Source organism: Saccharothrix mutabilis subsp. mutabilis (genome assembly GCF_039521145.1).
GTDB lineage: Bacteria > Actinomycetota > Actinomycetes > Mycobacteriales > Pseudonocardiaceae > Actinosynnema > Actinosynnema mutabilis.
The window spans coordinates 1-16,764 of sequence record NZ_BAAABU010000042.1 but is presented as its reverse complement, the minus strand read 5'-3'; the positions used below and the strand labels follow the sequence as shown (position 1 = coordinate 16,764).

13 protein-coding genes are annotated in these 16,764 nt (G+C 72.5%); 7 read left to right on the top strand and 6 right to left on the bottom strand.

Translation table 11 applies throughout. The annotated features are described in order from the left end of the window. Positions 1-407 precede the first annotated feature (407 nt). Positions 408-4,379 carry an FkbM family methyltransferase gene (locus ABD126_RS38395; RefSeq protein WP_343940575.1) on the bottom strand — a complete coding sequence of 1,324 codons (3,972 nt, stop codon included), beginning with the start codon at positions 4,377-4,379 and terminating at the stop codon, positions 408-410. Between the two features lie 59 nt (positions 4,380-4,438). After that, a complete protein-coding gene (locus tag ABD126_RS38390; protein ID WP_343940573.1) occupies positions 4,439-5,782 on the bottom strand; it encodes a glutamine synthetase family protein in 1,344 nt (447 codons plus the stop codon). Between the two features lie 45 nt (positions 5,783-5,827). Here ABD126_RS38390 and ABD126_RS38385 point away from each other — a divergent pair, with 45 nt between their 5' ends. The 3 genes from ABD126_RS38385 to ABD126_RS38375 are packed head-to-tail and all read left to right on the top strand — an operon-like array spanning position 5,828 to position 8,545. After that, the gene (locus ABD126_RS38385) at positions 5,828-6,469 is read left to right on the top strand and encodes an LppX_LprAFG lipoprotein (protein ID WP_343940571.1); all 642 of its coding nucleotides are present in this window, start codon (positions 5,828-5,830) and stop codon (positions 6,467-6,469) included. Next, positions 6,466-7,998 (top strand): MFS transporter, encoded by a 1,533-nt coding sequence (locus tag ABD126_RS38380; protein ID WP_343940569.1) that lies wholly within the window; start codon positions 6,466-6,468, stop codon positions 7,996-7,998. The genes ABD126_RS38385 and ABD126_RS38380 overlap by 4 nt, the downstream gene beginning before the upstream one ends. Next, the gene (locus ABD126_RS38375) at positions 7,970-8,545 is read left to right on the top strand and encodes a TetR/AcrR family transcriptional regulator (protein ID WP_343940567.1); all 576 of its coding nucleotides are present in this window, start codon (positions 7,970-7,972) and stop codon (positions 8,543-8,545) included. The genes ABD126_RS38380 and ABD126_RS38375 overlap by 29 nt, the downstream gene beginning before the upstream one ends. On the opposite strand, the gene ABD126_RS38370 is transcribed toward ABD126_RS38375, so the two are convergent. Continuing rightward, on the bottom strand, positions 8,542-9,732 hold the full coding sequence (locus tag ABD126_RS38370) for an MFS transporter (RefSeq protein WP_343940565.1): 1,191 nt from the start codon (positions 9,730-9,732) through the stop codon (positions 8,542-8,544). The genes ABD126_RS38375 and ABD126_RS38370 overlap by 4 nt on opposite strands. A gap of 215 nt (positions 9,733-9,947) precedes the next feature. Here ABD126_RS38370 and ABD126_RS38365 point away from each other — a divergent pair, with 215 nt between their 5' ends. Continuing rightward, positions 9,948-10,547: an HdeD family acid-resistance protein gene (locus ABD126_RS38365; RefSeq protein WP_343940563.1), complete on the top strand. Its 600-nt coding sequence runs from the start codon at positions 9,948-9,950 to the stop codon at positions 10,545-10,547. Positions 10,548-10,586: 39 nt separating this feature from the next. Here ABD126_RS38365 and ABD126_RS38360 read toward each other — a convergent pair whose 3' ends face one another. Then, positions 10,587-12,302: an NAD+ synthase gene (locus tag ABD126_RS38360; protein WP_343940561.1), complete on the bottom strand. Its 1,716-nt coding sequence runs from the start codon at positions 12,300-12,302 to the stop codon at positions 10,587-10,589. A gap of 88 nt (positions 12,303-12,390) precedes the next feature. On the opposite strand from ABD126_RS38360, the gene ABD126_RS38355 reads away from it, so the two are divergent. Together ABD126_RS38355 and ABD126_RS38350 are read left to right on the top strand one after the other, a co-directional pair. Beyond that, entirely contained in the window at positions 12,391-13,938 is a 1,548-nt protein-coding gene (locus tag ABD126_RS38355) for an alpha/beta hydrolase (RefSeq protein ID WP_425542972.1), read from the top strand. 11 nt (positions 13,939-13,949) lie between these two features. After that, a complete protein-coding gene (locus tag ABD126_RS38350) occupies positions 13,950-14,495 on the top strand; it encodes a hypothetical protein (protein WP_343940557.1) in 546 nt (181 codons plus the stop codon). Here ABD126_RS38350 and ABD126_RS38345 read toward each other — a convergent pair. Further along, positions 14,482-14,868 (bottom strand): DoxX family protein, encoded by a 387-nt coding sequence (locus ABD126_RS38345; protein ID WP_343940555.1) that lies wholly within the window; start codon positions 14,866-14,868, stop codon positions 14,482-14,484. The genes ABD126_RS38350 and ABD126_RS38345 overlap by 14 nt on opposite strands. An 84-nt stretch (positions 14,869-14,952) precedes the next feature. Continuing rightward, positions 14,953-15,777, bottom strand: coding sequence for a helix-turn-helix transcriptional regulator (locus tag ABD126_RS38340; RefSeq protein WP_343940553.1), 825 nt, complete (start codon positions 15,775-15,777; stop codon positions 14,953-14,955). A 104-nt stretch (positions 15,778-15,881) separates the two neighbouring features. Between ABD126_RS38340 and ABD126_RS38335 the strand changes: the two genes are divergently transcribed. Further along, positions 15,882-16,634 (top strand): SDR family oxidoreductase, encoded by a 753-nt coding sequence (locus ABD126_RS38335; protein ID WP_343940551.1) that lies wholly within the window; start codon positions 15,882-15,884, stop codon positions 16,632-16,634. Positions 16,635-16,764 lie beyond the last annotated feature (130 nt).

Sequence of the window (16,764 nt, the reverse complement as noted above, 5' to 3'; positions counted from 1 at the left end):
CCAGTCAATCTCAAAGGAAACCTCTTGACGAGGTTCATAAATTTACTGGCTATTCGGCACGCTGTTGAGTTCTCAAAGAACACGCGCTCACCATCGTGTTCCGCGTCTTACCGCGGTTCATTCCGGGGCTTGTTTCTCGCTTGTGTTTGAAGCTTAGCTCGTTCGTTTTCGCGGTGTCAAATCGGCCGTTTCCGGTCTCTCTCAGCCGCGCCAAACTCGCTGCGCATTCAGTTTGCTTGTTTTCTCCGTGGAACCGAGGCGGCCTTCTAGACCACTTGTTCGCTTCCGGGAGTGACGCCGCAATACTCTACCCGGCCCGATTCGCGGTGTCAACCCGCTCGTTCCGGGGTCTTGCTGGCGACTCGGTAAAAGTTACTCATGACCGCGCACGAAGTCAAATCCCCTGGTCAGCGGGCTGTCGCGGGGTCGACCGACGACTCGCGGACGGGCACGGCCACCTGCGGAGCGGCCGGCTTCGCCTGCACCGGGCGCGGGCGCAGCCACAGCGTGATGGTCCGCAGCCCCTCCATCGCGGCCACGATCTGCTCCGGCGACGCGGCCTCGCGGGTCGCGACCGGCACCAGGTCGTAGCCCCAGATGCGGAACTCCTTGAGCACCGTCACCGGGTCGTCGCCGAGGCTCTCCGTGGCCGACGCCGAGAACTCCAGGAACACGTGCGGGCGGTCCCGGCGCAGCAGGCGCACCAGCCCGGCCAGCGCGCGGTGCCCGCGGCCCGGCGCGTCCACCCGGACGACGGACAGCTTCATGCCGTGCAGCGCGGGCACGGCCTCCAGCTCCTTGTCGAGCCGGGCCGACCGCACGCGGGGCGTGTCCTCCGGGGCGTCTGGCGCCAACGGGGCGACGGACACCCCGCCGGTCAGCGCGGGCTGCGTCGCCAGTTCGCCGACGCTCTCCCACGCCGCCGCGTCCACGACGACCAACCGGTCGGCGATGCGCTCGGGCAGGTTGACGTTCACGTTGTGCCGCAACAGTTCCAGCGCGGACGGGCACGGTTCGACGGCGACCACCGCGCCGCCGGCGCCGAACCGGCTGAGCATCCGCACGGTCTGGTAGCCGACGTACGCGCCGACGTCGAGGAAGATGCCGTCCGGCTCCACGACGGAGTCGATCAGCTCGGACAGCTCGCTCTCCCACACCCCGTTGCTGGACAGCATCGGGAGCATGAAGGCGTCGTCGGACGGCAGCCGCAACAGGCCGACCTCGGTCAACACGAGCGAGCTGCGCACGTCCGGCACCGCCTCGCCGTGCCGTTCGTGTTCCCGCACGACGACCCGGCGCAGCGCGTCGGCCGTTTGCTGGGCCTGGTTGGCGGCGCGCAGGCCGGCGTCGAGCCGGTGGTCGCGGTCGCGGATGACCTCGACGACCTTCGACTCCAGCGTGTCGATCCGGTCGAGGGTGCGTTCGAGGGCGACGGCGAGCTTGTCGATGCGCTGGGCGAGCGCGTCGCCCTGCTTGGCGCGCTTGGCGGCCTCGGCGACGACGGCGTCCTCGATGTCGCGGACCCGCCTGCCCTGGCCGGCCATGTCGGCGCGCACCCGCACCACGCCGTCGTCCAGGCCCAGGAGCTGGTCGGCGAACTGGCCCTGGCGCTCGACGTGCTCCTCGATCTCGGCGCGCAGCACCTCCAGTTCGCCGAGGCCGACGCCGGTGGTCAGCTCGTCCTGGCGGCGGACCAGCTCGGACACCGTGCGCTCGACGCCGTCCACGAGCGAGTTGAGAACGTCGCGCATGTGGTTGTCGTAGTGGTCGAGGACGCGCAGGACCATCTTGCGCAGCTGCGGCGCCATCGGTGTGCGGCTGGCCGTGCCGACGTCGGGTTGGCGCAGCAGCGCGTGCTTCGCGGAGTGCAACGCCTTCATCGGGTCGACCGCCGGGCTGGTGCGGGCGGCGGCGCGCCGGGACCGCCACGTGCGGTAGGCGTGCTCGACGCGGTCGCGCATGAGGTCGCCGACGCGGGCGACGCTGCGGGTGGCCAGGCGGGCGCGGCCCTTCTCGCCGATGGCGCGGGCGGCGGGCAGGTCGTCGGCGAGGGCGCGCAGGAGTTTCGCGGCGGCCTGGCCGTCGGGTTCGACGCCCTGGCGGCACGGCACGAACACCACGGACTGCTTGTCGAACAGCTCGGTGACCGCGCCGTGGTCGGCGACCAGCAGCGGGACGGCGCGGGCGGCGTGCTTCGCGAGGGCGTGGGTGATGCGGTCGCCGCTGCCGCGGTGCAGGGAGATCAGGCAGTCCACCGGGCCGAGGTCGGCGACGAGTTCGATGCGCGGGTCGGCGGCGGTGGCGAGGCGGAGGCGTTCGGCGGCTTCGGGGTGGTCGGCGGCGTTCGTGACCTCGATGCGCAGCGTGACGTCGTTGCGGTCGGGGAACGCGCCGAGGAACGCGGAGACCGCGCCGAGGACGTTGCCCTCGCGGTCGATGGCGTGGTCGGCGAGCGCGCCGAAGACGATGCCGTCGTGCTCGTCGTGGGGTGGTTGGTCGAGGACGGGCAGCGGCAGGACGCGCACGGTGGGTCCGCCGGGCCGTTCGACGGCGGCGCGGGTGGTCTCGGACGGCACCCACAGCTCGTGGGCGTCGGGCGAGGGGCCGCTGTCGAGGCGGTAGTCGACGACGTGGCGGCCCGCGGGGACGGGGGTGTTGTCGACGCGGACGACGACCGGGTAGCCGAGGCCGGTGGACATGGGCAGGCCGGACGCGCGGGCGGCGGCGTGCAGGAGGTCGGCGATCGGGCCGGTGCCGACGACGGAGACGCCGAGCTGGTCGAGCAGGGCGGGGGCGTCGGCGCGGGCGGTCGGGACGGCGGGCACGGGGAGGCGGCCGGACGCGACGCCGGGGCCGGCGCACCAGTCGCGGAAGGCGGCGGCGTCGGTGCCGAACGGGTCGGGGAACTGGTCGCGCAGCGCTTGGTCGGCGCGCCAGAGGGCCGCGGACCAGCGGGTGCTGCCGGGGATGCCGTCGGCGGGTTCGCAGGCCCAGGCAAGGAAGGCCGCGCCGCCGTCGGGGCCGAAGGCGGGGGCCGGGTGGGGTTGGCGCGGCGCGGGGGCGGCGGGCGCGGGGCTTGGCTTGGCGGGCGTGGGGTCGGGCTTGGCGGGCGCGGTCGTGCTGTCCGCAGGCGCGGTCGTGCTGTCCGCAGGCGCGGTCGTGCTGTCCGCAGGCGCGGTCGTGCTGTCGGCGGGTGCGGCGTTGGCGGGCGCGGTTGCGTTGGCGTCTGCGGCGGCGGGTTCGGCCGGGAGTGGCGTGGGGGTGCCGTTGACCTGCGGTTTTGCGGTTTCGGCTTGGCCGCCGGCCCCCGCTTCCATTGTCTCATCCTGGACCGACAATTCGGGCGCGGCGGCGGGGGCGGGGGTAGCGGCGGGGGTGCCCGGGGTGTCTCGGACGTGGTGGGTCGGGTCGAACGGGGAGCCCGGGGTGGTTCGGGCGGCTTCTCGGTAGGTCGTGCGCAGCGGGTCCGGGATGGGGGTGCCGTCCGGCAGGCGGCCGAAGCCGTACGGGACGTGGGCCGGGGTCCAGCCGCGTTTGACCAGTTCCGCTCGGTAGGTCGTGCAGAGTTCGGCCAGTTCCCGGTGTTCGGAGAGGAGGACCCTGGGGCGGTCCGCGAAGTTCGCCGACAGGAGCCACGGGCGGCGGGGGTCGAAGCCCTCGAAGTGGACGGTGCTCAGGGGTTCGCCCAGGACGGTGAGGGTTCCGTCCGACCGGCGGTGCAGGTCTCGTTGGCCCGCGTTCCACGCCGACAGGCCGATGGTGGCGTCGCGCAGGACGTGCAGGCTGACCAGGGCCGGGGCCATGTCCAGGACGGCCTTGGTGGCGTCCGGGGTGCGGCGCAGCTGTTCCTCCAGGGAGCGGAGGAAGGGTTCCGCGCCCGGCGCGACCACCAGGAAGCCCGGGTCGAAGACCCCGGTCTCCAGGAGTTCGGTGGGGGTCGGGCGCAGGCCGTCGTCCGGGAGGGGGCGCAGGGCGCGCGGGAGCAGGACCAGGGGGCCTCTGCGGACCGCGGACAGGACCTGGTCGGTCAGGGGCGCCAGGACCTGCGTCCACGGGGACAGGTAGACCACCGGCAGGCCTTGGCCGAGCAGCTGCTCCAGGAGCCTGGGGCGCAGGAGCCCGCAGAGCTGGTCGGCGGTGCAGCCGGTGGCCAGCTCCGCCAGCTCCTCCGGGGTCACGCCCAGGTCCGCGGGCGTGATCAGGCCCGGTCCGGAGTTCTCCGGCAGGGCGTCGACCACCAGCGCGAGGAACCTCGCCCGCGGGTGGTTGGCCAGGAAGGAGTTCGACAGCACCTTGGCCGCGGGCAGCTCGGCGGCCGTGGCCACCGTGCACGCGATCAACTCGGGAAGGGCTTCCGAACTCGCGGGCACCTCGGTCACGGTCTGCAAACCTAGCTTCTCCGAGTGCCCGGTGTGGACCACCCGCACGGGTTGTTCCCTCACAGGACCGGCAGCAGGGTTCGCAGCTCGTACGGCGTCACGCTGCGCCGGTATTGGTCCCACTCGTTGCGCTTGTTGCGCAGGAAGTAGTCGTACACGTGTTCGCCCAGCGCCTCGGCGAGCAGCTCGGAGTTCTCCATCTCGGTCAGCGCCTCGCCCAGGTTCTGCGGGAGGTTGTCGTAGCCGGCGGCGCGGCGTTCGCGGTCGGTCAGCGACCACACGTCGTCCTCGGCGGGCGGCGGGAGTTCGTAGCCCTTCTCGACGCCCTTCAGGCCGGCGGCGAGGATCACCGCGTAGGCCAGGTACGGGTTGCACGCCGAGTCCAGCGACCGGATCTCCACGCGGCGCGAGGACGACTTGCCCGGCGAGTACATGGGGACGCGGACCAGGGCGGACCGGTTGGCGTGGCCCCAGCACACGGCGGTCGGGGCCTCGCCGCCGACGATGAGCCGCTTGTAGGAGTTGACCCACTGGTTGGTGACGCCGGAGATCTCGCGGGCGTGCTTGAGCAGGCCGGCGACGAACGCCTTGCCGGTGTCGGAGAGCTGGTAGGGGTCCTCGGCGTCGTAGAACGCGTTCTGGTCGCCCTCGAACAGGCTCACGTGGGTGTGCATGCCCGACCCGGGCTGGTCGGAGAACGGCTTGGGCATGAAGCTCGCGCGCACGCCCTGCGTGATCGCGACCTCCTTGACCACGTACCGGAAGGTCATGACGTTGTCGGCCATGGTGAGGGCGTCGGCGTAGCGCAGGTCGATCTCCTGCTGGCCGGGCGCGCCCTCGTGGTGGCTGAACTCGACCGAGATGCCCATCGCCTCCAGCGCCTCGATGGCGTGGCGGCGGAAGTGGGTCGCGGTCTCGTGGCTGGTCTGGTCGAAGAAACCGCCGTTGTCCGCCGGGACCGGCTCGCTGCCGTCGTCGGGGAGGTTCTTCAGCAGGAAGAACTCCATCTCCGGGTGGACGTAGCAGGTGAAGCCCGCCTCGCTGGCCTTGGCCAGGGAGCGGCGCAGGACGTGCCGCGGGTCGGCCCACGACGGGGAGCCGTCGGGCATCGCGATGTCGCAGAACATGCGGGCCGAGTAGTGGCTGTTGTCCGAGGTCTTCCAGGGCAGGACCTGGAAGGTGGACGGGTCGGGCTTGGCGACCATGTCCGACTCGTAGACCCGCGCGAAGCCCTCGATGGCCGAGCCGTCGAAGCCGATGCCCTCGCTGAAGGCGCCTTCGAGCTCGGCGGGGGCCACCGCGACCGACTTGAGGAAGCCGAGGACGTCGGTGAACCAGAGCCGGACGAACCGGATGTCCCGTTCCTCAAGGGTGCGGAGGACGAACTCCTGCTGGCGGTTCATGTGACGAAGCCTAGGTGCGAGGCGGGTGGATCTACCATTCCGGGTATGTTCCGTCGCCGCGTCCTGGTAGGCGCGCTCGCATTGTCGCTGGCCGGCTGCACGTCCTCCGCCGGGGACCTGCCGGCGGGCTCGGAGGTGCTGGGGAAGTCCGCCGCCGCGATGCGGTCGGTGACCAGCACGCACTTCACGATCAAGGTGGACGGCGAGCTGCCGGACGTGACCGTCAAGGACGCCGAGGGCGACCTGAACGCGGCCGGCGACTCGAAGGGCCGGGCGAAGGTCGACCAGTTCGGCCAGCTCATCGAGGTCGAGTACGTGCTGGTGAAGTCGGACCTGTACTTCAAGGGGCCGACCGGCGGGTTCACGAGGCTGCCCGCGGCGCTGGCCGGTCAGGTGTACGACCCGACGGCGATCCTGAACCCGGACAAGGGTGTGGCGAAGGTGCTGTCCAGCGCCAAGGACGCCAAGACGGTGAGCAGCGACGGCGGGGTGACCGTGGTCGAGGCGACCGTGCCCAAGGACGTGGTCGGCGGGCTCGTGCCGGGCATCGGCGCGGACGTGAAGGCGACCTTCTCCGTGCAGGACGACAAGCTCACCAACGCGGTGTTCGCGCTGCCCAGCGGGGCGAAGGTGACCGTCGGGCTGGCCGAGTTCAACAAGTCCTTCACCGTCGAACCGCCGAAGTGACCTCCCGCCGCCTGGCGATCGGCGCGGGTGCCGTCGCGGTCCTGTTGGGCGCGCTGGACGCGTACGTCGTGGTCGGCGTGCTCGTGGACATGGTGCGCGACCTGGGCATCCCGGTGAACAAGCTGGAGCGGGCGACGCCGGTGGTGACCGGGTACCTGCTCGGGTACGTGGCCGGCATGCCGCTGCTGGGGCAGCTGTCGGACCGGTTCGGGCGGCGGCTGGTGCTGCACGTGTGCCTGGCCGGGTTCGCCCTCGGGTCGGCGGTGACGGCGCTGGCCGCGGACCTGCCGGTGTTGGTGGCGGGCCGGGTGGTGCAGGGGTTGGCCGGTGGCGCGCTGCTGCCGGTGACCATGGCGCTGGTCGGTGACCTGTGGGACGAGCGGCGGCGGGCCGGGGCGCTCGGGGTCGTCGGGGCGGCGCAGGAGCTGGGCAGCGTGCTGGGCACCCTGTACGGGGTGGGCGTGACGTCGTTGTTCAACGCCTGGTCGTTCGCCGAGTCGGTGGAGCCGCAGAGCTGGCGGTGGGTGTTCTGGGTGAACCTGCCGTTGGCGCTGGTGGCCTCGGTGGTCGTGCAGCGGACGGTGCCCGGTGGGGGCCGGTCGGGGGTGCGGATCGACTTCGTCGGCGGGGCGTTGCTGGCGTTGTCGCTGTCGTTGCTGGTGGTGGGGCTCTACAACCCCGATCCGGAGCACGCGGTGCTGCCGCCGTGGGGGTGGCCGGTGCTGGGTGGGGCTCTCCTGGTCTTCCTCGGGTTCGTGTGGTGGGAGCGGCGGTCGTCGGTGCGGCTGCTGGACCTGGCCGGGGTGTCGTTGCGGCCGTTCCTGGCGTCGCTCGGGGTGTCGTTGGCGGCCGGTGCGGCGTTGATGGTGACGTTGGTGGACGTCGAGCTGTTCGCGCAGACCGTGCTGCGGAAGGACTCGGCGGCGGCGGTCGCGATGCTGGCGCGGTTCCTGATCGCGTTGCCGGTGGGGGCGTTGCTCGGCGGGTGGCTGGCGTCGCGGGTCGGTGACCGGTGGGTGTCGTTCGTCGGGTTGCTGGTGGCGGCCTTCGCGTACGTGCTGATCGCGCGGTGGCCGGCGGACGTGGCGTCGTCGGTGGTGGACCGGGACCTGGCGGTGGCCGGGTTCGGGTTGGGGCTGGTGATCGCGCCGGTGTCGTCGGCGGTGCTGCGGGTGGTGCCGGCGGTGCAGCACGGGGTCGCGTCGGCGGCGGTCGTGGTGGCGCGGATGACCGGGATGCTGGTCGGGGTGGCCGCGTTGTCGGCGTGGGGGCTGCACCGGTTCCGCGAGCTGACGGCCGGGTTGGACACGCCGCTGCCGTTCGGGGTGGAGCCCGAGGAGTTCCGCCGGCGGGCGGAGGCCTACCAGCGCGCGCTGGTGGACGCCCTGCTGACCGAGTACCACGAGATCTTCCTGATCACGGCCGGGATCTGCGTGGTGGGGGCGGTGGGGTCGCTGCTGCTGCCGGGGCGGCAACGGTCGGGTTGGATATCATCCGGGCGTGGCGTGGAACACGGAGGAGACGCGTAGGCGGCTGCTGGAGGCCGCGGTCGTCGAGTTCGCCGCGCACGGCCTGGCGGGGACGCGCATGGAGCGCGTCGCGGCCCGCGCCGGTATCAACAAGGAGCGCCTCTACAACTACTTCGGGGACAAGGAGCGGTTGTTCCAGACCGTGCTGTCCGACGAGTTGGCCAAGATCGCGGCGGCGGTGCCGTTGACGGCGGTGGACGACCCGGGTGAGCACGCCGGGCGCTGCTACGACTACCACGTGGCCAACCCGCACCTGGTGCGGTTGTTGCAGTGGGAGGCGCTGGCCTACGGGTCGGGCCCGGTGCCCGACGAGGAGGGGCGGCGGGCGCACTACGAGCGCAAGGCGTCGGCGTTGCGCGAGGCCCAGGGCGCGGGCGTGGTGGACGACCGGGTCGACGCGACGGAGCTGTTGTTCCTCAACATGGCGTTGGCGTCGTGGTGGGTGGCGGTGCCGCAGGTGGCCCGCATGGTGACCGGCGCGGAGGACCACGCGGCCCGGCGGGCGGCCGTGGTGGAGGCCGCCCGGCGGATGGCCGCCCCGCGTTAGGTCGGCGGGGCGCCGGGTCGGACCAGGGCCAGCACGCCGGCCGCCGCGACCAGGGTCGCGGCCAGCACCCAGCACACCACGGCGAACCCGGCCGGCAGCAACGCCGCCACCAGCACCGGGCTGATCCCGCCGCCGAGCCCGACCAGGAACGCGTACCCGGCGAGGCCCGCCCCGCGCGCCTCCCCCGACGCCTGGCCGACCACGACCACCAGCGCCGGGATCGTCACCGCGAGCCCCGCGACGAACACCGCGCTGCCGACCAGCACCCCGGCCACCCCGCCGGCGACCGCCTCGACGCCCAGCCCGGCCGCGGCGACGAGCAGCGCGGTCACGGCGACCCGGTGCGGGCCGTGGCGGGTGATGAGCGGGCCGGCGAACGCGCCCAGGACGATGCCGGGCAGGCCGGGCAGGCGCAGCAGCAGGAGCGTGCCGGCGTCGTGGATGCCGTAGCGGTCGCCGACCGTCACGCTCAGCGCGCTGTACATGCCGACAAACGTCAGCAGCAACGTCAGCGCGCCCGGGTAGGCGGCCAGCAGCGCGGGGGTGCGCAGGAGCCGGCCGAACGCGCGCCACGGCGCGCCGGTGCGGCGGGGCACGGCGGGCAGCCGGGTCAGGGCGAAGGCCGTGGCCAGCAGCAACGGCACGAGCAGCCAGAACACCCAGCGCGGCCCGGCGGCGCGGTCCACGCCCAGCGCGTACGCCTGCCCGACCAGACCCGCCAGCAGGAACGAACTGGACACCGCCGTCACCCCGGCGGCCCGGCGGGCGGGCGGCAGGACCTCGGCCGTGTAGGCCAGCGACACCGCCGGGATCGCGGCGGCCACGAACCCCTCCGCCACCCGGGCCGCGAGCAGCAGGCCGAACGAGTCCGCCGCGCCGGCGACGACGCAGGTCAGCGCGCCGACGGTGAGGCCGGTGGCCATGACCAGGCGGCGGTCGTAGCGGTCGGAGGCGGTGCCGAAGAAGAGGTTGCCCAGCGCGAACGCGAACCCGAAGCCGCCGCCCACCCAGGCGGCGGTCGTCATCGGGACCCGGTGCCGCTCGGCGAGGTCGGGCAGGAGGGGGACGGTCAGGTAGAGCTGCGCGATCGCCAGCACGGCCGCCGCGATCAGCACGCCGACGACCAGGGCCGGGCGGGCGGCGACCGCGGTGCGCGGGGTCGCCTGGTGGGTGGGGGTGTCGGACATGACCATCTCCAACCGAGTCGTTGGAGATCGACCGTAGTGGTCAACTCCAACGGTGGAGATGGAGTGTGGCGGGGTTCACGGATGGGTGAATGGTGCGCCCCGGTGGGGTTTTGAGCCACTCGGGTGGGTGACGTCGCGTCCCGTCCGCTGCGCGACGTGCCCGGCGGGAACAGGCTCGGGAGGTCGGACGGGCACGTTTCGAGGGAGTGGTGGGGATGGCGCATTTCGGGGCGGACGACGGGACCCTGGCCCTGCTGGGGCGCGCGAAGGCGTTGCGGATCACGTTCGGGGTGGTCACGGTGGCCATCGGCGTGGCGGTGCTGGTGTGGCCCGGGATCACGTTGCTCGCGGCGGCGGTGCTGTTCGGGGTGCAACTGCTGGTGACCGGGGTGTTCTGGCTGGTCAGCTCGTTCACCGCGCACACGCGGGGCGGCGGGTACCGGGTGTTGATGGGCGTGGCGGGGTTGCTGGCGCTGTTGGGCGGCATCCTGGCGCTGCGGGCGCCGTTCCAGACGGTCGCGGTGCTGGCGCTGATCCTGGGCGCGACCTGGGTCATCGGCGGGGTCGCCGAGGTCTTCCACGGGTTCGGCGCGAGCGGGTGGGCCGTGTTCTCCGGGGTGGTGACCCTGGTGGCCGGGATCGTGGTGCTGGTCGCGCCGCTGTCGAGCGCGGTGGCGCTGGCGTGGCTGCTCGGGATCGCGCTCGTGGTGCTCGGGGTGGTGAGCGTCGCGGGAGCGGTCACCGAGGGGCGGTCCGCGCGGGCGGCGGCTCCTCGCGGCGGCACGGCGACGACGGGCACCACCGCCACCGCGTGAGAGCCGGGCCGGCCCGGGTCGGGGCCGGCCCGGGCGGCGTCAGCCCTCGCGCCAGGCGTTGGTGATCGGGAGCCGGCGGTCGCGGCCGAACGCCTTCAGCGTGATCTTGGTGCCGGGCGGGTACTGGCGGCGCTTGTACTCCGCCCGGTCGACCATGCGCAGCACCCGGTCCACCAGGTCGTGGTCGAAGCCCATCTCGATCAGGTCGTGGTAGCCCTTGTCGCCCTCGACGTAGTCGTCCAGCAGCGAGTCCAGCAGCTCGTAGTCCGGCAGCGAGTCGGTGTCCACCTGGCCCGGCCGCAGCTCCGCCGACGGCGGCTTGCTGATCGAGTTCTCCGGGATCGGCGGCAGCTCGCCCAGCTTCTCCGCCTGCGCGTTGCGCCACCGCGCCAGGTCCCACACCAGCGTCTTCAGCACGTCCTTGATCGGCGCGAACCCGCCCACCGCGTCGCCGTAGATGGTCGAGTACCCCACCGCCAGCTCGCTCTTGTTGCCGGTCGCGAGCACCAGGTGCCCGTGCTGGTTGGACAGGCCCATCAGCGCCATGCCGCGGCAGCGCGCCTGCACGTTCTCCTCCGCCAACCCGGTCAGGCCGAGCTGGTCCACGAACACCTTCACCATGTCCGCGATCGGCTGCACCGAGTAGTTCAACCCGGTCCGCTGCGCCAGCTCGTGGGCGTCGGACTTCGAGTGCTCCGACGAGTACACCGACGGCATCGACACGCAGTGCACCGCGTCCGGCCCCAGCGCGTCCACGGCCAGCGCCGCCACGACCGCCGAGTCGATCCCGCCGGACAGGCCCAGCACGACCGACCGGAACCCGTTCTTGTGCACGTAGTCGCGCAGCCCGGTGACCAGCGCGTGCCACACCTCCGCCTCGTCGGACAGCGGTTCGGCGGCCTGCGGCGCGGGCAGCGGCTCGTAGGCGGGCAGCGGGTCCTCCGACAGCACCAGCCGGCGCACCTCGAAGCCCTCGAACGACCCGGCCCGCCGGGACGCGCCGCCGGGCAGGTCCAGGTCCAGCACCACCAGGTGCTCCACGAACTGGGGCGCGCGGGTCAGCAGCTCGCCGTCCGCGCCGACCACGATCGTGTCACCGTCGAACACCAGCTCGTCCTGGCCGCCGACGGTGTTGACGTAGGCCAGCGGCGCCTTCGCCTCGGCCGCGCGGCGCGCCACCAGGGGCAGCCGCCGGTCGTCCTTGTTGCGCTCGTACGGGGACGCGTTGGGCGAGACGACCAGGTCCACGCCGGCCGCGCCGAGCGCCGCGACGGGACCGCCGTCCTGCCACAGGTCCTCGCAGATCACCATGCCGATCTCCAGGCCGTGCAGGCGGACCACGTCGAGCGTGTCGCCGGGCGTGAAGTAGCGGCGCTCGTCGAACACGCCGTAGTTGGGCAGGTGGTGCTTGTACTGCCGGGCGACGACCTCGCCGCCGTGCAGCACGGCGGCGGCGTTGCGCATGCCCCGCTCGTCGCGGTCCAGGTAGCCGACCCAGACCGGGAGGCCGCCCGCGCCGGCGTCGTCCAGCCGCCGCGCCAGCTCCTCCAGGGCGCGCCGGGACGCGGCGGCGAAGGACTCGCGCAGCGCCAGGTCCTCCACCGGGTACCCGGTCAGGACCATCTCGGGGAACACGGCGAGGTGGGCGCCCGCCTCGACGGCCTTGCGGGACCACTGCACGACGAGTTCGGCGTTGCCCGCCAGGTCGCCGACACAGGCGTTGACCTGGGCGAGGGCGAGTCGGAGCTGAGGCATGACGGCATTCTCGCTCACGCGGGCCACGAGCGGTGGGCGTTGTGGCGGACGAGTCACACCTACGATCGACGGTGTGCGCCGCTCCTTGATGCTCCTGCTCGCCGTTCCCGCGCTGGCCGCCTGCACGACGGTGGTGACGGGTTCACCCACTCCGGGGACGGTCCTGGAGCAGCGCGGACCCGCCGGCACGGTCCCCGCGGGCCTGGAGCGGTTCTACGGCCAGCAGCTCGGGTGGCAGGACTGCGCCGAGTACGCGACCACCGCCACCACGCGCGCCCAGTTCCGCAACAAGAAGAACATCGAGTGCGCGCGCCTGGAGGTGCCGCTGGACTACGCCAACCCCGGCGGCAAGACCATCACCGTCGGGCTGCTGCGGCAGAAGGCGTCCGGCGACCGGATCGGGTCGCTGATCATCAACCCGGGCGGTCCGGGCGCGTCGGGCATGTCGGCGGCGGCGAACCTGGCCGGCACCGTGCGCGACACCGCGCTGGGCGAGCGGTTCGACCTCGTCGGCTTCGACCCGCGCGGCGTGGGCGCGAGCCAACCTCAGGTGCGGTGCCTGACCGACGCCGAGCGGGACGCCGACCGGCTGGACACCGACGTCGACACCTCCCCCGCGGGCGTCCAGCAGACCGAGCGGGAGAACAAGACCTACGCCGAGAAGTGCGCGGCCTCGACCGGCGCGGACTTCCTGGCCAACGTCGGCACCCGGGACGTCGTGCGCGACCTGGACGTCATGCGCTCCGCGCTGGGCGACGAGAAGCTGACCTACCTCGGCTACTCGTACGGGACGCACATCGGCACCGGCTACGCGGCGGCGTTCCCGGCCAACGTGCGGGCGCTCGTGCTCGACGGCGCGGTGGACCCGACGCAGAACCAGGTGGAGTCGCTGATCGCCCAGGCCGCCGGGTTCCAGCAGGCGTTCGACGCGTTCGCGCGGTGGTGCGCCCAGCGGCAGGACTGCGCGCTGGGCAAGGACCCGGCGAAGGCCGGCACGGTCTTCCGGGAGCTGACCCTGCCGCTGGTGCAGCGGCCCGTGGACGTGGGCAACCGCAAGCTGTCCTACAACGACGCCATCACCGGCGCGATCCAGGCCATGTACAGCGAAGAGCTGTGGGCCCCGCTGAACTCGGGCCTGACGGAGCTGAAGAACAACCGCGGCGAAGTCCTCCTGAGCCTGGCCGACGCGTACTTCGACCGCGACCGCGAGGGCAAGTACTCGACCATCACCGACGCGTTCACCGCGGTGAAGTGCGTGGACGAGCCGCGCGTCACCGACCGGGCCGTGCTGGACGACGTGGCCCGCCGGTACAAGGCGGCGGCCCCGTTCCTGGACGACGGCAACCCGCCGGTGGGCGCGCTGGACGCGTGCGCGTTCTGGCCGGTGCCGCCGACCGCGCAGGAGACCAAGCCGGTGTCCGGCCTGCCGCCGGTGCTGGTGATCTCCACGACCGGCGACCCGGCGACCCCGTACGAGGCGGGCGTGAACCTGGCCAAGGCGCTGGGCGGCGGGCTGCTCACGTTCGAGGGCAACCAGCACACGGTCTACTTGCAGGGCAACGAGTGCGTCGACCCCGTCGGGGACGCGTACCTGATCGAGCTGAAACTGCCCGCGCAAGGCAAGCGCTGCTCCTAGAGTTGCCGGTGATGATCACCTACAAACACGTGGCCTTCGCGCTCCTGGAAGCCGAAATGCTGTCCCACGAGCAGGTTCGCGCCGTGCTGGACAAGTTCGCCGAGTACGTGGACGACCACCTGGACCCGTACGAGGTCGCGTCGGCGCTGGAGGACTTCGGCGTGGCGGTGACGGTGCACGCCGACGACGTGGACTTCCTGGAGGAGTCCTACGCCTACATCCTCGAACAGGCCGCCGCCCTGACCGGTGGCGCGGTCACCGTCACCGACGTCCGGCTGCGCGAGGGCGAGTTCGTGGAGGGCTCGCGCGACGACGTGCTGGAGTTCAAGGTCAACGGGCGGCCGGTGTCGATCAGCGCCGAGCACTACTCCGACGACTACCTCGACCACCTGGCGGCGACGGAGGCGGTGGACGAGCTGAACCCCGGCGACGCCCGGACGTTCCGCCTGGTCGACTTCGAACGCGATCGCAACCGCGGCTACGAGACGATCCTGACCCTCGCCACCCCCGAGCAGGCCGCGGTGCTGGAGGAGAACCTGGGCCTCAAGCTGCGCTAGGCACCCAGGCGAACCGGCCCACCGCCACGAAGGCCAGCAGGACCAGGTACACCAGGTCCACCGCCACCAGCCTGTGCTCGCCGCGCCGCAGCCGGGTCACCACCGCGCCGACCATGACCAGGCCCAGCCCGACCGCGGCCACCGGCACCAGCACCGGCGCGACCCCGACGAGCGCCGGCACGACCAGCCCCACCGCGCCGAGGACCTCCAGCGCCCCGATGCCCTTCACGGCGGCGGCGCTGTAGTCCTCGGTCCAGTGGGCGCTGGGCCCGTAGGCGTGGATCTTCTCCTTCGGCACGATGATCTTGCCCACGCCGCCGCCGAGGTAGGCGGCGGCGAGCACTCCGGTGACGATCCACAGCGCGAGGTCCACGGTGTCTCCCCTTGGTCGGCGGGACTTCGCACCGGAGACACCGGTCGACCGCCCCCCGTGACACCGTGTGGCGCACGCCACGCGCTAGGCGTCCACGGAGGCGGCCCAACTCGCCAGCAGGCGCAGGCGTTCCGCGGACGGCGAGCCCTCCTTGGCCGTGTAGACCGCGAGGTTCACGTCGGGGTCGCCGGGCAGGGCCAGCATCTCGTAGTCCAGGTCGAGGTCGCCGACGACCGGGTGGCGGAACAGCTTGCTGCCGTGGGTCTTCTCCAGCACCGCGTGCTGCGCCCACAACGTCCGGAACGTCTCGTCCTTCATCGACAGCTCCCCCACCAGCGCGGCCAGCCGCGGGTCGTCGGGGTGGCGGCCCGCGTCCATGCGCAGCACGGCGACCGTGTCGGCGGCGATGGTCGGCCAGTCCCGGTAGAAGCGGCGGGCGTCGGGGTCGAGGAAGGCGTGCCGGGCGGCGTTGAACATGTCCGGGCTCAGCTCGCCGAAGTTGTAGAGGGCGTCGGCGAGGGCGTTCCAGGCCAGCACGTCGGTGCGGCGGCCCAGCACGAACGCGGGCGTGCCCTCCATCATGTCCAGCAACCGGCGCAGGCCCGGCCGGATGCGCTGCGGCACGTGCTTGCGGGGCGTGCGCGGGCGGACCAGGTTGCGCAGGTGCGCCCGCTCGGTCTCGTCCAGCCGCAACACCCGCGCCACGGCGTCCAGCACGGCGTCCGAGACGCTCGGCGTGCGGCCCTGCTCCAACCGCATGTAGTAGTCGACGCTCACCCCGGCGAGCAGCGCCAACTCCTCCCGCCGCAGCCCGGGGACCCGCCGCCGGCCGCCGCCGGGCAACCCGACGTCGTCCGGCCGGACACGCGCCCGGCGGGTGCGCAGGAACTCACCCAGGTCGTGGTTCACGCACCCCAGTATGGCCGCGCCGGCGGCCCTGATCCTGGTCCTGCCAGACCTAGGGAAAACCGCGGCCTCCGGTACTCCGGCGGAACACCACCACTGTTGGCGCCATGACATACGACCTCACCAACCGAACCGCCGTCGTCACGGGCGCCGCCAGCGGCATCGGCGCGGAGATCGCCCTCGTCCTGGCCCGGTCGGGAGCCCGGGTCGCCCTGCTGTCCCGCCGCGCCGACCGCCTGGCGGACCTGGCCGACAAGATCACCGCCGAGGGCGGGCAAGCGCTTGCGGTGGCGGCGGACGTCACCGGCGACCTGTCCGGGGCGGTAGCCGCCATCCACACCGCGTACGGCCGAGTGGACCTGGTCGTGAACAACGCGGGCGTCATGCTCGCCAACCCGATCACGGCCGGCCGCGCCGACGAGTGGCAGCGGATGATCGACACGAACATCACCGGCGTCCTGAACGTCACGAACGCCTTCACGCCGGACCTCACGTCCACCGCGGCGGAGGGCGGCACGGCGGACTTGGTCAACATCTCCTCCATCGGCGCCCACCTGACCTTCCCGAACTTCGCCGTCTACACGGCGACGAAGGCCGCGGTCACCCACCTGTCGGCCAACCTGCGCAGCGAGTTCGGCCCGCTGAACGTGCGAGTGACCAACGTGGAACCGGGCCTGACGGAGAGCGAACTGGCCAGCCACGTGGACAACGCGGAGGTGATCAACGAACTCACGACGTGGTTCGAGGCCATGGGCCGCCTCACCGCAGCCGAGGTGGCCGACGTGGTCGCCTACACCACCAGCCGCGCCCGCCACGTCAACCTCCGCCAGATCATGGTCCTCCCAACCACCCAGATCTGACCCCCGCACCACTCCCGCGCGCAGCGCGGACGCTTTCGCCAAGCGCAGCGCCCACGGGAAGGGCCTCGGTCTCCCTCCGTACGGCCTGGGCGCAGCCCAACCACGGATCGCCGGGGTCGGCCTGAAAAAG